Source organism: Terriglobus sp. RCC_193 (assembly GCF_041355105.1).
Taxonomy (GTDB): Bacteria; Acidobacteriota; Terriglobia; order Terriglobales; family Acidobacteriaceae; genus Terriglobus.
This window is the reverse complement of sequence record NZ_JBFUPK010000001.1, coordinates 908,000-922,362: the sequence shown is the minus strand read 5'-3', so window position 1 is coordinate 922,362 and position 14,363 is coordinate 908,000. Positions and strand designations below refer to the sequence as shown.

Below are 14,363 nucleotides of genomic sequence, written 5' to 3'. Positions count from 1 at the left end.
GTGGTTCGAAGCTGTCCCAATTCGGAACAGTGGTCATTTGGCGGGGTACGGGAACTATACAGGAACGATGCTGGACGGTTCGAGCAGGTGTCCGAAACCACGGGAATGCATCTCCGCAACAAAGTCATCGTGGTTGTCGTAGAGGATGGCGTGCATCCCAAACGCCTCTGCAGCAGCCGTATTTTCCAGCTTGTCGTCGATGAAAAGGATGTGTTCCGGGGCAGTCTTCAGGCCGTCTGCGGCGGCAGCATAAATCTCCGACTGCGGCTTCCGCAGCTTCAGCGCATACGACCATACCGTGTGATGAAAATTTGCAATCCAGTCAAACTGCGCAACAATACCCTCTGCCATGGCGTCCGGCATGTTCGAGAGAATTCCCGTGCGGAAGCCATACCGGTGCAGAGCAGCCACCCATTGCAGCATGGGTTGGTTCATCTGCGTCCAAAGCGCAACGTCCGCAGCTTTCAGGTCGTGCAATACGTCATCGGAAATAGCTGTGCCCGCAACGAGATGCCAATACGCATTGCCCGTCAGGATGCCTGCGTCATAGTCATCGCGGTACTTCCAATAGCCGTCCTGCAGTTCCTCTTCGGACAGTTGCGAAAGAGCGCGGATCTGCTCCCATACGCGTGGATCAGGGGCAAGACTCAGAACTTTACCAAAGTCGAAGAGGACGGCATGAATCTGGGACATGCGGTTGATTGTAGCTGTGAGTTCTTTCGATAGCATGAGCTCTATGCACTTTGCCTCGCGTACAGACTTTGGCAATGACTCTTCGCCCTTCGGGGACGCGCTGCAGCGTGCAAAGCAGCATCCGGAATTCATCGACCTTACGATATCGAACCCAACCCGGTGTGGCTTCGATTATTCTGCCATTCCACTGCACGCCCTGGCCGAGGAGACATCGCTTCGTTACGACGCGGCCCCTTTCGGTATGCAGGCGGCACGCACCGCCATTGCGGGCCTGTATGACGGCATGGACGCGGAACAGATATTTTTCACGGCGAGTACGAGCGAGGCGTACGGTTATCTCTTCAAGCTCCTCTGTGAACCCGGGGACGCGGTGCTTGTACCGTCACCGAGTTATCCATTGTTTGATCTGCTGTCGCGCCTGCACGATGTGGAACTTATCAAGTATCCGCTGGTCTATCACGACGGCTGGCAGATTGATCCTGCCTCGCTGGAAGCTGCTGTAACAGAACGCACACGCGCCATCGTTGCCATTCATCCGAACAATCCCACAGGACATTACTGCAGTGAGACAGATCGCACCGTGCTGTATGACGTTGCGCAGCGACACGGTCTTCCGCTGATTGTGGATGAAGTCTTTCTGGAGTACAGCGTAGAAAAATCAGGACACAGCTTCGCAAAGATAGACGCACCTGTGTTGACCTTTGTCATGGGCGGATTGAGTAAGCTGCTCGCGTTGCCGCAGATGAAGCTTGCATGGACAGTCGTCTGCGGTCCCGCGGAAGACGTTGCCAATGCGTTGGAGAGGCTTGAGGTGGTCACCGATACCTTTCTTTCCGTGGCAACGCCGGTACAGGCAGCGCTTCCTGCATGGCTATCCGTGCGAGAGCGGATTCAGCAGCAGATACTGCAACGCATTCACGCGAATCTGGTCGTGTTAGATACCTGCATACATGGAACTGTGGTCAACCGACTCAAAGTAGAAGGTGGATGGTGCGCAGTGTTGCGCGTGCCTGCCGTCACCGACGATGAGGCGCTGGCGATCCGGTTGCTGGAAGAGGTGTCCGTGGCCGTACATCCGGGCTCGTTTTATGGCTTTCCATCGAAAGGCTGGCTCGTCGTCAGCCTTCTCGGGAATCCGAAGCAGTTTGTGACCGGGCTGCAACGGATGCTGCCTCTGCTGTAAGCAAAATTCGTACCTCGTTTTCCGCAGCCCCTACCATATGGCGCGAGCCCTAAAATCGACATATGGCGGATCGCGAATTTACCCATCTCCACCTTCACACCGATTACAGCCTGCTAGACGGCGCATGCGATGTCGATAAGCTTGCCGCGCACCTGAGCAAGCTGGGCCAGAAGGCCGCCGCGATGACCGATCACGGCAACATCTATGGCGCTGTGCACTTTGCCGATGCCATGCAAAAGAAGGGCATTAAGCCCATCATCGGATGTGAGTTGTACCTGTCGCAGACCGCGGACCATCGCGAGATGAGCGGCGGCTACAACCATTTTCTGTTGATAGCAGAAAATGATGAGGGATACCGCAACCTTGTCCGCCTGACGAGCGAAGCCGCTGTGCATGGCTTCTATCGCAAGCCGCGTGTGTCGAAAGAGTTTCTGTCGAAGCACACAGAAGGTCTCATTGCTTTCAGCGGATGCCTTGCCGGTGAAGTCAATCAGCACCTCATGGCAGGGAAGTACGACGAGGCCAAGAAGTCCGCGGGAATGTTCCAGGACATGTTCGGCAAGAACAACTTCTTCCTTGAAATTCAGGACCACAACCTGGAGCCGGACAAGGGCGTTTGTGAAGCGCTGTATCGCATGGAGAAGGATCTTGATATCCCTCTGATCGCGACGAACGACGCGCACTATGTTGGCAGCGATGACAGCCGTGCGCACGAGATTTTGCTCTGTGTACAGACGGCGGGTTCGATGAACGATCCGAACCGCTTTAAGTTCGATACGCAGGAGTTTTACATCAAGTCTGCGGAGGAGATGTACCGCACCTTCCAGGGCCACGAAGAAGTCTGCGAACGCACCAACCAGTTTGTCGACCGCTGCAATGTGAAGCTGACGAAGGTGAAGAATCCATTCCCGCGCTTTCCTGTGCCGGATGGTATGTCGCTGGACGATTACTTTGAGAGCGTGTGTCGCGAAGGCCTGAAGAAGCGTCTTGATACAGCCGTTGCGCATCTGCGTTCGCGCGGTCTTCTGAGATATGAAATTGCAGACTACGAAGCACGTCTGCAGCGCGAAATCGATTGCATTAAAAGCATGAAGTTCCCCGGCTACTTCATGATCGTGTGGGACTTCATTCGATATGCGAAGGAACAGAGTATCCCTGTAGGACCGGGTCGTGGTTCGGCTGCGGGATCGCTCGTCGCATATGTGATGGAGATTACGGACGTTGATCCGTTGCAGAACGAATTGCTGTTTGAGCGCTTCCTGAACCCCGAACGTATCAGCATGCCGGATATCGATATCGACTTCTGCATGAATCGTCGTGGCGAAGTCATCGAGTATGTGAAGCGCAAGTACGGCGCGGACCAGGTGGCACAGATCATCACGTTCAACACGATGGCTGCAAAGGCTGCCATTAAGGACGTTGGCCGTGCACTGGAAATGCCTTACGGCGAAGTGGATCGCATCGCCAAGATGATTCCCGCGACTATCGGTATCACCATCGATCAGGCGCTGAAAGATTCACCGCCGCTGGCGCAGGCCTACGAAAGCAATCCGCAGGTTCGAGAGATCATCGACAATGCCTTGCGGCTTGAGGGGTTGGTGCGCGGCGCTGGTGTTCATGCCGCCGGTGTTGTGATTGCACCGCAGCCTCTGACGGAATTGGTTCCCGTCACGCTGACGAAGACTGACGATCTGGTCACCGCGTATGACATGAAGGCCGTCGAAAAAATGGGACTGCTCAAGATGGACTTTCTTGGGCTTACCACTCTGACTGTGATCGACGACTGCCTGAAGTTAATTAAGAGCAATCGCGGCGACATCGTGGAGATGGATAAGATTCCGCTGGACGATGCGGAGACTTACGAGAAGGTCTTCCATAAGGCGCTGACCAGTGGTGTGTTCCAGTTTGAATCGGGCGGTATGCGTGACGTTCTGCGCCGCTATAAGCCCACGACCGTAGAAGACCTGACCGCTCTTAATGCGTTGTATCGCCCTGGTCCAATTCAGGGCGGCATGATCGATGACTTCATCGAACGCAAGTGGGGAAGACGTCCGGTGGAGTATCTGCTGGACGGTCTGGAACCGCTGCTGAAGGAGACGCTGGGCGTCATCGTCTATCAGGAGCAGGTGATGCAGATTTCATCTGTCATCGCTGGCTACTCGCTCGGTGGCGCTGATCTTCTGCGTCGAGCGATGGGTAAAAAAGATCCCGCAGCGATGGCCGAGCAGCGCGAAATCTTCATGAAGGGCGCAGCCGAACGCAAGCATCCCAAGGAAAAGGCAGGCGCGCTGTTCGATCTTATTCTGCAGTTTGCGGGATATGGCTTCAATAAATCGCACTCATCGGCGTATGCATTGCTCGCGTATCACACGGCATATCTGAAGACGCATTACCCGGTGGAGTTCATGGCAGCACTGCTGACCAGTGAAACTTCCAAGCCGGAAAACGTAGTGAAGTACATTCAGGAATGCCGTGAAATGGGCATTACCGTGCTGCCGCCAGACGTGCAGATTTCCGATGCGAACTTCACCCCCAATCAAGATGCCATCCGTTTCGGTCTGGCAGCCATTAAGAACGTTGGTGGCAATGCTATTGAAACTATCGTTAGTTCACGAAACAAACTGAAGGAGGAAGGGGAGACAGGCTTTAGTTCGCTATGGGACTTCTGCGAGCAGGTAGAGCTTCGCCTTCTGAACAAACGCGTGCTGGAATCGCTGATCAAAGCAGGCGCTATGGATACCTTTGGTCCGCGTGCCCGTGTGTTTGCTGCAGTTGACAAGGCGATGGAACGAGCGCAGAAGTCGCAGCGTGATGCAGCCAGTGGTCAAAGCGGTCTCTTTGGCTTGTTTGACGCGTCGCCTTTTGCCGACGCCACGGCAGCGCCGGAAGACGATCTGCCGAAGGCGCCGGACTGGGATGAGCATGAGCGGCTGCAGAATGAAAAAGAAGTCCTCGGCTTCTTTGTCAGCGGCCATCCCATGGATAAATACCGCGAAAAGCTGCGTAATCTCAAAGGCGTTCTCGACACAGCCACTGCCTGTGAAATGAAGCCGGAGCCCGTTGTCTTTCAACGGGGCCAGCGCGAACCGCAGAATGAAATTCAGATCGCAGGCGTCATCTCTGGTCTGAAAGCTGCAAAGAGCAAACGCAGCGGCGAGATGTATGCCTCTGCCATTCTGGAAGATACTGTTGGCAAGATCGACCTGATTGCGTTTCCGAAGGATTACGAAAAGCTGCAGGAAAAGCTCAAGATCGATGTGCCGGTGCTGGTGCGTGGTTCGCTGCGCGGTGAAGAAGACTCCGCTCCAAAGCTTTCCGTTACGGGGATTACAGCGCTGGAAGATGTACAGATCAAGTTGCCGGAAGCTCTGCGTATCCTGGTGCCGTTGCATCACCCTGACGTGGCGCTACTGGAGAAATTGGCAACACTGTTTCAGGAACGTCCTGGCCCCGGCAAGCTGCTGCTTGATTTGGAAGAACCCGGTGAGTTCCGTGCCGTGCTGGAGCCGCAGGGATTCAGCGTTTGCGCAGACAGGCTTTTCATTGATCAGGTGGAGGATTTGATCGGTGCTGGAGCTGTAAAGGTAATTAACTAACTCCAGATACGAAAATGAAAACGGGGTCATGGAAGAACATCTCCGTGACCCCGATTCATTTCGAATGTGAACTAACCTACTTTGTGTATGCCGGGCATCTTGTCAAAGATTTTGTCGACTGCTTTCTCACCCTTTTTCGCGTTCTTGTCGGGATTTTTTGAAAGATCATCGGTGGCAGTTCCCCGGAAGATTAACTGATGCGTCCGCGCGTCATACACATCGATTGCCAACGTTCCAACAGGAATGTTGTAAACCGTTGTGCTGGCGGGACCTCCGCCCCAGCGTCCCCATCCGTACCATCCACCCCAGCCTCCATATCCCCAACCGGGTCCAAAGCCGTTGTAGAACGTGGTGTATTCCTGACGATTGCGAACGCCGCCGATGGCGGTCACGGCAAGATCACCGCCCTGCGGCACTTCATGGAATCCGCGTTCCGTCAGCGATGCAGCAATGTTGCTCCTCAGGCGCTTCTCAATAATGCCGTCCGACGCGTGAACACGGTAGACAGAAAAAGTGTGATATTGCTGGAAATTCGCTTCGTGGTCGTAATCCGTACGAACATCCTGGGCTTTCGCAACATTCAATGAACCAGCCAGCGCGAATAGGACCGCGAAACGAAACAACCATGTGGGTCTGCTCATGCAAACACCTCCATAACAGTAAGACGCTCTCTTTTTAAAGAGATGCTCTGAAGAATCGCGCCACAAACGCTACAATCGCTTCGTCTTCCGTCTCACGGACAAGGATGGTGGTGCAATGTTTCGTGATAACAAGACCGTTGCGTACGTGATCATGCGGCTGGCGCTGGGTGTGAATGTCTTCGGACATGGATTCTTCCGCATCCTGAGCGGCGTTGGAAACTTCGCGAATGGGATGGTGCAGGGAATGGACAAAGGCCCATTGCCGCATGTGCTCACACTGAGCTTTGGCTATTGCATTCCGTGGATCGAATTCACGCTCGGTTTACTGCTGATCCTGGGGTTGTTCACCCGGTTTGCGCTGATCTCAGGTGCATTGCTAATGATCGTGCTGACGTTTGGCACAACCTCAGTGCAGAACTGGAACGGTGCAGGCACGCAACTGATGTACAGCTTCATCTTCTTTGCCATGTTGTGGCTGCTGGAGGCAAATGCCCTATCCGTAGATGGATTCCTGGCGCGCCGTAAGTGAGAGGCAGCCGGTATAATCGGCAGAAGCCCTTGCGGGCGTTTGGATATAAACCCTGATGGCAGAGACAGAAGCAAAGCCCGTTGCCGCTCCAGTGCCGGAGGCGTGGCGTAAGACTGAGGTAGCACGGGACCCGCAGCGCCTCCATCCCATGAATTTCATTGACGCGATCTTTACCGACCAGAGCGAAATTCACGGCGATCGCAGCTTTGGCGATGATGCAGCTATGTTTGCCGGTATGGCTCGCTTCAACGATGACGAGGTCCTGGTTCTCTGCAATCGCAAGGGCCGCACCACGAAAGAGCGCATGCAGTACCGCTTCGGTTCTCCGGAACCGGAAGGCTATCGCAAGGCCCTGCGCGCCATGAAGATTGCGGAGAAGTTCAATAAGCCGGTATTCAGCTTTCTGGACCTTGCTGGTGCCTATCCCGGTCTTGGAGCAGAGGAGCGCGGACAGGGCGAGGCGATTGCCCGTAACCTGATTGAGATGTCGCGGCTGCGGGTGCCGACCATCACCGTCATCACCGGCGAAGGTGGCTCTGGTGGAGCGCTCGCTTTGGCCGTGGCGGACCGCGTATTGATGCTGGAAAATGCCATGTACTCTGTCATCTCGCCAGAGGCCTGCGCAGCCATCATGTGGAAGGACGCCTCAAAGCGCCAGGATGCTGCGGCAGCCTTGAAGTACACCTCAGAAACAGTTTCACGGCTTGGCTGCGTGGATGGCGTCATCGCTGAACCCGCAGGTGGCGCTCAGGCTAACCAGGACGAGGCGATTGCACTGGTTCGTGCAGCGCTGGAAAAGAATTACGCTGAACTGCGGTCTCAATCGCTGGGTGAACTCCTCGCAGCGCGCTACAACAAGTTTCGTAACATTGCTGCGTTTTACGCGACGGCCTGAGGCTGCCTTCGTCTAATACCGGAACCCTTCTGGGAAGGCGACACGGATGCCATTTGCAAAACATTCTCTGCACAAACCATCACGTCCAGCGGCGACATTTCTCCTGTCCGCCGCATGGATCGTGCTTTCGCTGCTCTCTGCCAGCGAACTGTCACAGCTTGTGCCAGCGATGTGGACAGACTTTGCCCGCGAGATGGTAACGGCGCTTCTCCTGGCGGGTGGGTTCTATGCCATGGCGCGGGTCTGGGTACCTGATTTGCGACCGCTCAGCAGTCTTGGGTTTGTACGTCGTCCAGGAATCGCAGGGGAACTCGGCCGTGGCGTCGCATTGGGTTGGGGAATTGCAATCGCACTGGTTCTGCCGCCACTCCTGACCGGCAATCTCTCCATGCAGTTTGCCTTTGACGCGCAAACACTGCTGCGGACTTTATTGAGTATCGCTACTCTGATTGCATTTGCGCTGGTGGTTCAACTTGTTCTTGCAGGGCTGCCGCTGCAGATGTTGGTTAAAGCCTCCAGCCCCGGCTGGGCCGCCTCTGCGGTCATCTTTGTTGTGACCATGCTTGCCATTACCGGCACGGCGTCGCAGGGAAGAACACTGCCGATTATGGTGTTGGCAGCATCCATTTTCCTGACGGGCTTTCTACGAACACGTGCTCTTTGGTTTTCGCTGGGCGTGCAACTTGGCTGGTCCATCGTCTTGCAGATCCTGTTCGGTGCTACCTCTGCGTATACCCCGGTCACGTTTGGCTTCATTCAAAGTGGAACGGACGGTCCTATCTGGTTAACCGGTGGACCGTTTGGCCCGGAAGCATCCCTTGTTGCCGTACTTGTTCTGGTTGCCGCTCTGGTCGTCGCATTCCGCCTTACAAAGGACTACGCGTGGCATTACACATGGCAGCCGCTGGAGGGCGCTGGGCATCCGATGGATGTGCCGCCGCCGGCAGAGCATCTCCGGGAAGAGAAGATTCAGGCCGCAGCGGCTCCGCTGATCCAGATTGGCGGATTGCAGGCGCCGCAGATTCCTTATAGCGAACCTCGCGATTCAGCGTAGGGACAGGCCACCCGGCGTTCTCGACTTGCATCAGGGCATGTATTGGGTCTACAGTGCGTGTCATCGGGGTGCCCGTCCCATGCGTCACAGGATTGCCGCCGTCGTGCTTGGTATCACTGCCGCAGGCAGTTGCGTTCTCTCTGCGCAACAGACGCAGACATTAGGGCCGCTGCCGCAGCGCGATGTTTTCGTGGTTGGCCCGGATACCTCTGTCGGCGATCCTCTTCGTGACTTCAAACCAACCCGCGTGGAATACACGCAGGATCCCATGGACATTGCGGGCAGGCGTGAACTGGTGCGCATGCTGCTGATGGAGCAGGGATTCGCGCATCGATCACTGCCATTGGGCGCACCTGGGTTGGTCCTGCATGCGAACGGGCGACTCACCGTCGATAACGACAGTCTGAAGAAACGCATGTTCAAGGACGGCATGAGCGCTGCTGCGGGTGACCGCATCATGGTTACTGACATCAACGTGCTCGGAGACCGCATCGATATCGACATCAACGGCGGCCCTTACCTGCCGCATCGTTTCCTCCGCCATATCTCCATCAACGACGTTCCGCTGGCAGGCGACGGTGTTATGGGCGAGCGCCCCACGGGAACGCGCATCACCCTGTTGTTTGAAGGGCGCACCCCGCGTGTGTCTGCAGCGGAGGTGAAGGCGTTGCTGGAACCTTTGCTCGACTTTGGCTTGAAGAGTTCGGAACAGGCCTATGCCGATACGCTGCCCGATCCCATCCGCAACGCCATCCAGGAACACGAAGTTCTTGTTGGGATGAATCGTCGGATGGTGCTGGCATCGCTGGGACAGCCGGACACCAAACTCCGCGAACGCGCAGCGGAAAGCAACGACGGTGAAGTCTTCGAAGAATGGATCTACGGCAAGACTCCACAATCAATTCGCTTTGTTCGTTTTCGTGCTGACCGCGTAGTGCTGACGAAACTCGCCGCGCTGGGCAAACCCATTGAAGTGCATGACAAAGACGAACTTGCCGGATACCGCGACCCAGCGTTGACGCATGAAGTTTCACTGGGCGATGCAAAGGCGGGAACCGAGGAAACGGAAGCGAAACCAAAGGCTCCTTCGCTGAAACTTCCTTCTGAGCGATCGGCGGATCAAGCCGTTCCAGCACCAACGCGGCCAAAAGCGGATAAGATTGCCACGAATGATGCACCGCATCTTCAGTAGCTTTCGGCTGCGATAGAATGAAAAAGTTGCGCGACAGGGCCTGCGAACTCCACGTGGCTGCCCGCAGACTGGATGATTGCTATCCGGGACCACTCGCGAATCACATTTTCCGGCGCAAGGAAGACGCCAAACTGAAGGGAACTACCCATGGCGAAGATTGCCAAGACCGGTGATCGCAAGAAGGCGATGGACACCACCAAGAGCACGGACTGCCCGAAATGCGGCAAGCCGACCCGTATCGTGAAGCGCGTGAAGGACCGCGACCGCGGCACCCCGGGCGGCATGTATATCTCCTGCTCTGCGTGCGACTTCTTCGAGCGCCTCTAAACCAGGACTTGAAGTATGCGAAAGCCCGGGATTCCCGGGCTTTTCTCTTTTTTGCTGGGCCTGTCTCAGGCTTTTGCTGCAGCGATCTCGTGAAGAATGGCAGCGGCGGCACCCGCGGGATCAGCCGCGCCTGTAATCGGCCGACCCACCACCAGCATGTTTGCGCCACGACGTATCGCATCCGCGGGCGTCGCAATGCGGTTCTGATCGTCCTTGACGCTTGACGCAGGGCGAATCCCCGGCACAACCAGTAGCGCTTCTTTCGCCCGGCTGGAGCGGAGGCTGACAACCTCTTCCGGTGAGCAGACGAGCCCGGCGATGCCGGCATCTGTCGCCATCTCTGCGAGGCGGATCACCTGTTCCGCAGGTGTGGCTGCGATTCCAGTAGCGTGAAGCTGGGTGGCGTCCATGCTGGTGAGCACGGTAACTGCCAGCAGACGCGGTTTCTGTGCCAGTCCCTCTGCGGCTTCTCTTGCAGCAGCCAGCATCACCGGGCCTCCAACGGCGTGCAGGGTCAGCAGACTTGCGCCACTCGCCGATGCAGTGCGGACAGCGCCCGCGACAGTGTTCGGGATGTCGTGGAGTTTCAGATCCAGAAAAACTTCAAAGCCGCGTTCGCGAATGGCTTCCACGATGGGGCGCCCCTCCGCCAGATACAGTTCCAGTCCAACCTTGAACCAACGGATGTTGCCCTCCAGGCGCTCCACCATGTCCAGCGCCTGTGCGCGATTGGGAACATCAAGGGCCACAATGAGATGATCGGCTGGGTTCATGCTTCCAGTGTAGCGGCTATGCTGAGAGGTATGGATGGCAGGGCAGACCGGACAGCGCTTACGATTGCGGGTTTCGATCCGTCATCCGGCGCAGGTATCACTGCAGACCTGCAGGTGTTTGCGGCGCACGGTGTCTTCGGCATATCTGCCATCAGCGCGTTGACCGTGCAATCCACGCTGGGCGTGCGAAAGATTCAGCCAGTAGATGCCGTGTTGTTGCACGAAACACTCGAAACATTGCACGAGGATCTGCCACCGGACGGCATCAAGATTGGCATGCTGGGCGGAGCGGAACAGGTCGCAGAAGTGGTTCGCTATCTCGGCGGCTGCGAAGGGAAGCGGCCTGTCGTTGTTCTTGACCCTGTGATCCGCTCGTCCTCAGGCGCGCCTTTGCTGGATGCGGATGGACTGCAGCAACTTCGTGAGGAACTACTGCCTTTGGTGGATGTCGTTACGCCCAATGTTGGAGAGCTCGCGCTCCTGACAGATTCGCCGTGTGACGATGACACCAGCATTCAATCCGCCGCAGAGCAACTTGCGCTGCAATTTGGGTGTGTCGTGGTGGTGACTGGCGGGGATCGTGAAAAACCGGATGATTTTGTGTTTGCAGATGGAGTCTGGACACGCTTGAGCGGACAGCACATTGTGACAAGAGCGACGCATGGAACCGGATGTGCCTTTTCTTCGTCCATGCTTTGTCATCTGTTACAAGGGTTGCCTGCGGTGGATGCGGCGCGCGAGGCTAAGGCCTTTGTTACGGAGGCAATGCGTTCCGCAACACCTCATGGCAGCGGACGTGGCCCCATGAACTTGCTGTGGCCTATTTTGCGACACTCAGTGCGCTAACGTGACCGTCCCCATGCGCCGATGAGCGAGACATGTCCACCGCTGCCAACGTCCTCTCCGCCCCGATGCTTCCGCGCCCCCAGTTTGCAACGAAGCTACCGTCGCAGCAGCCGCAGCGACCTTCGCCAACACGTCGCAGACCATCGCTTGAACAGGGACATGCCCTGGAGATCCTGGGCCATGCCATTGAATACCTGGTCGATTCGCGGCTCTACGAGACGTGGGATTCGCCAGCCGATGCGGAAGCTGTCCACACGCTTATGGCATATTCGCGCGCAGTATTTGCAGATTGCGAAGAGGTTATGAGCTGGCAACAACGGCTGCAACGCACCCTGATGCGTCGTTTGCATTCCTCCCCCAACCCCACTCGCTAGGCGCAGGTCAGCTTGGTAAGCTGAAAGCATGTCGGAACCGATTGTTGTCACGCTCAACGGGAGCGAACGCCACCTCACCGAACTGGGCCATCAACCAACGGTTGCAGAGTTGATCACATCTCTTGGGTTCCGGGCGGATCGCGTCGCTTTGGAACGCAATGGCGACATCGTACCGCGCACCGCCTGGGCGGACACGCATCTGGTTTCCGGCGACCGGATTGAGTTGGTTCACTTTGTCGGTGGCGGTCGGAGCTAACGCTTTTCGGCGAGACTGCTTTGCAGGAGCGCCTCCCAGCGGTCGCCGTAGGTTTCCCATCCGCCAAGGTGCTTGACCCGCTCCAGTCCGGCTGCGCGCAGTCGTTGCTGCAACGAGGGGTCCTGGGCAATCCGTTCCATGCGGTCTGTCAGGGCATCGACGTCCCGGATGGGAACGATAAACCCTTCCACTTCATCGTGAAACAGGTCTTCTCCGCCAGTGTTTGTGGTGGCCAGAACAGGGCATCCACAGGCAAGTGCCTGGCCCTGAACCAAGGCGAGACCTTCTTCAATGCTGGGCAATACCAGTAGATGGCTGCGGCTCATCATCTCGGCCACTTGCTGCTGCGGAAGAATGCCGGTGAACTCAACATGTTCTTTGGGTAGCCGCTCCAACACCGGTGGAAACTCGCGACTCATGGCTCCAACAATTCGCAGCCGCTTGTTTGGATGACGCAGCCGCGCGAATGCTTCCAACAGATAGGGCACTCCTTTACGCAAGCCAACGTTGCCTACAAAAAGAATCTCCAGACGGTCCGCCGGTGGTTCGCCGGTTGGCTGAAAGCGTTCCAGCCGCACCCCATAGGGGATGGTGTGCACTTTGGCGGCCGGCACACCCGTCTCTACAAACGATCGAGCCGCAAAGCTGGATGGCACCGTAATGCCGTCCGCCATCGCGTAAATTTCTTCCTCACGCGCCGTGTCGCGAAGGTCGCTGACGGGGGCCTGGACGCCCCAGGCACGAAACTCACCAGAGACAAGCTGTTCCTGATAGCGCTGGTGCGAAGAGCCGCGATCGCAGAAGAACATTCCACCGCGTTTCTGTAGCAGTTGACCGGCCTTCAATGAGGAGCCTGAAATGCCAATCAGAGCATCGCATTCCGGCAGCGTACGTGTCGTGTATTCGTCGAAGCTGAGGGCATTCATGTAGCCGGTGATATCTTCCACAGGACGTGGCAGCAGACCCGCACGCTTCATCAGGAACTCTGGCGTATGAACCCACGGGAATGTCCGGACCTTATCGTGTGGGATACCTTCGCGTTGAATCCGTCGCCACGGCCAGGTCGAATAAATCCGTTCCAGATGGCCTCGGCGATAAAGCTGACGTGCCAGATCAAAGTGATGGAAGACCCCAAAAACTGTTTGGACAATTCGCATGAAGACTTAGCCGGATGGTAGCAGAGTGGCTGGTCGAAGGCATCACAGCAGGGGCGCTGGGAGCGGGGATGGGCCTGCAGATTAGGCTGTCGCAGCTTAACTATACAGAATATGCATTATCGGACGTAACGCATCTGAGGAATCTGTTGTACCTCCCACTCCTCATGACGATGTCCGTCTTGTCCGCAGACACCGGTCGTGGATACCAAAAACCTCGTCTACTTACAGAATTGGTTTCAACCTTGTGGCTATCGCCGCAAAGTTGAAACCAGACAATTTGAGCCATGCTGCTCACGAGGTTCCTCCAGATTGTATTGATGGGAAACCTGCAGTGCTCATGGAACGTATTTCATCCCAAAGGTGCCGTTACAGGAAAACCTCATACCAGCTTGTTTTTTCTCGGATATCATTCGTACAGTGGCGCTTTTACTCAATCTGTTGTGGTTGACCGTCGTGAGCGTTCTGTTCACGGGTACGGTTGTGTGCAACCGTCGAGGAATGCTGCGCTGTTCGCTTCCTGTAGCTCTGGGTGTAGTTGCTCTGCTTGCTATCGTGCTGTTTCCGGCTGTCTCCATGACCGACGACCTTCAGCGCGCAAAAATGGCAGCAGAGTCGTCCTGGCAACAGGCAAATGGAAGTTTCTTTTCGGGCACGCGTCAGGATGGACCTGCTGCCGCTGTTGCCCTGCTTCCCTTCCTGCTTCTGGCCATGTTGTTTGGCGCCGTCATGCGGCGAATGGAGTCGCTTTCGCGCCGACGTCAGGCGTGGAAGATGCATGAGTTGGTTGCCGTCCGGCCACAGTCGCCGCGACCGCCACCCTCTGTCTGCATCGCTTAGCAGTCTTTCG

The 14,363-nt window shown here is 56.5% G+C and carries 15 protein-coding genes; 11 read left to right on the top strand and 4 right to left on the bottom strand.

What is annotated here, in order from left to right; translation table 11 throughout:
• Window positions 1-54 precede the first annotated feature (54 nt).
• Window positions 55-693 (bottom strand): HAD family hydrolase, encoded by a 639-nt coding sequence (locus AB6729_RS03855; RefSeq protein ID WP_371080241.1) that lies wholly within the window; start codon window positions 691-693, stop codon window positions 55-57.
• Between the two features lie 34 nt (window positions 694-727).
• On the opposite strand from AB6729_RS03855, the gene AB6729_RS03850 reads away from it, so the two are divergent.
• Both AB6729_RS03850 and dnaE read left to right on the top strand, forming a co-directional pair.
• Complete coding sequence (locus AB6729_RS03850; protein ID WP_371080240.1) at window positions 728-1,876, top strand: pyridoxal phosphate-dependent aminotransferase; 1,149 nt, start codon at window positions 728-730, stop codon at window positions 1,874-1,876.
• A 62-nt stretch (window positions 1,877-1,938) separates the two neighbouring features.
• On the top strand, window positions 1,939-5,472 hold the full coding sequence (gene dnaE, locus AB6729_RS03845; RefSeq protein ID WP_371080239.1) for a DNA polymerase III subunit alpha: 3,534 nt from the start codon (window positions 1,939-1,941) through the stop codon (window positions 5,470-5,472).
• Between the two features lie 71 nt (window positions 5,473-5,543).
• Here dnaE and AB6729_RS03840 read toward each other — a convergent pair whose 3' ends face one another.
• Entirely contained in the window at window positions 5,544-6,113 is a 570-nt protein-coding gene (locus AB6729_RS03840; RefSeq protein WP_371080237.1) for a DUF4136 domain-containing protein, read from the bottom strand.
• A gap of 115 nt (window positions 6,114-6,228) precedes the next feature.
• On the opposite strand from AB6729_RS03840, the gene AB6729_RS03835 reads away from it, so the two are divergent.
• From AB6729_RS03835 to AB6729_RS03815, 5 genes are all read left to right on the top strand, one after another.
• Window positions 6,229-6,642 carry a DoxX family membrane protein gene (locus AB6729_RS03835; RefSeq protein ID WP_371080236.1) on the top strand — a complete coding sequence of 138 codons (414 nt, stop codon included), beginning with the start codon at window positions 6,229-6,231 and terminating at the stop codon, window positions 6,640-6,642.
• Window positions 6,643-6,697: 55 nt separating this feature from the next.
• Window positions 6,698-7,537, top strand: a complete 840-nt coding sequence (locus AB6729_RS03830) for an acetyl-CoA carboxylase carboxyltransferase subunit alpha (protein WP_371080235.1) — start codon at window positions 6,698-6,700, stop codon at window positions 7,535-7,537.
• A gap of 46 nt (window positions 7,538-7,583) precedes the next feature.
• Window positions 7,584-8,591, top strand: a complete 1,008-nt coding sequence (locus AB6729_RS03825) for a hypothetical protein (protein WP_371080234.1) — start codon at window positions 7,584-7,586, stop codon at window positions 8,589-8,591.
• Window positions 8,592-8,670: 79 nt separating this feature from the next.
• On the top strand, window positions 8,671-9,783 hold the full coding sequence (locus tag AB6729_RS03820) for a hypothetical protein (RefSeq protein ID WP_371080233.1): 1,113 nt from the start codon (window positions 8,671-8,673) through the stop codon (window positions 9,781-9,783).
• Window positions 9,784-9,930: 147 nt separating this feature from the next.
• On the top strand, window positions 9,931-10,110 hold the full coding sequence (locus AB6729_RS03815; RefSeq protein ID WP_047487345.1) for a hypothetical protein: 180 nt from the start codon (window positions 9,931-9,933) through the stop codon (window positions 10,108-10,110).
• A 65-nt stretch (window positions 10,111-10,175) separates the two neighbouring features.
• Here AB6729_RS03815 and pyrF read toward each other — a convergent pair whose 3' ends face one another.
• Entirely contained in the window at window positions 10,176-10,883 is a 708-nt protein-coding gene (pyrF, locus tag AB6729_RS03810; protein ID WP_371080232.1) for an orotidine-5'-phosphate decarboxylase, read from the bottom strand.
• Window positions 10,884-10,913: 30 nt separating this feature from the next.
• Here pyrF and thiD point away from each other — a divergent pair, with 30 nt between their 5' ends.
• The 3 genes from thiD to thiS are packed head-to-tail and all read left to right on the top strand — an operon-like array spanning window position 10,914 to window position 12,359.
• A complete protein-coding gene (gene thiD / locus AB6729_RS03805; RefSeq protein ID WP_371080231.1) occupies window positions 10,914-11,729 on the top strand; it encodes a bifunctional hydroxymethylpyrimidine kinase/phosphomethylpyrimidine kinase in 816 nt (271 codons plus the stop codon).
• A 32-nt stretch (window positions 11,730-11,761) separates the two neighbouring features.
• Window positions 11,762-12,103: a hypothetical protein gene (locus AB6729_RS03800; RefSeq protein WP_371080230.1), complete on the top strand. Its 342-nt coding sequence runs from the start codon at window positions 11,762-11,764 to the stop codon at window positions 12,101-12,103.
• Window positions 12,104-12,131: 28 nt separating this feature from the next.
• Window positions 12,132-12,359 carry a sulfur carrier protein ThiS gene (gene thiS, locus AB6729_RS03795; protein ID WP_371080229.1) on the top strand — a complete coding sequence of 76 codons (228 nt, stop codon included), beginning with the start codon at window positions 12,132-12,134 and terminating at the stop codon, window positions 12,357-12,359.
• On the opposite strand, the gene AB6729_RS03790 is transcribed toward thiS, so the two are convergent.
• On the bottom strand, window positions 12,356-13,516 hold the full coding sequence (locus tag AB6729_RS03790) for a glycosyltransferase family 4 protein (protein WP_371080228.1): 1,161 nt from the start codon (window positions 13,514-13,516) through the stop codon (window positions 12,356-12,358). The two genes, thiS and AB6729_RS03790, sit on opposite strands and share 4 nt — an antisense overlap.
• Window positions 13,517-14,014: 498 nt before the next feature.
• Between AB6729_RS03790 and AB6729_RS03785 the strand changes: the two genes are divergently transcribed.
• Window positions 14,015-14,353 (top strand): hypothetical protein, encoded by a 339-nt coding sequence (locus AB6729_RS03785; protein WP_371080227.1) that lies wholly within the window; start codon window positions 14,015-14,017, stop codon window positions 14,351-14,353.
• The last annotated feature ends 10 nt before the right edge of the window (window positions 14,354-14,363 follow it).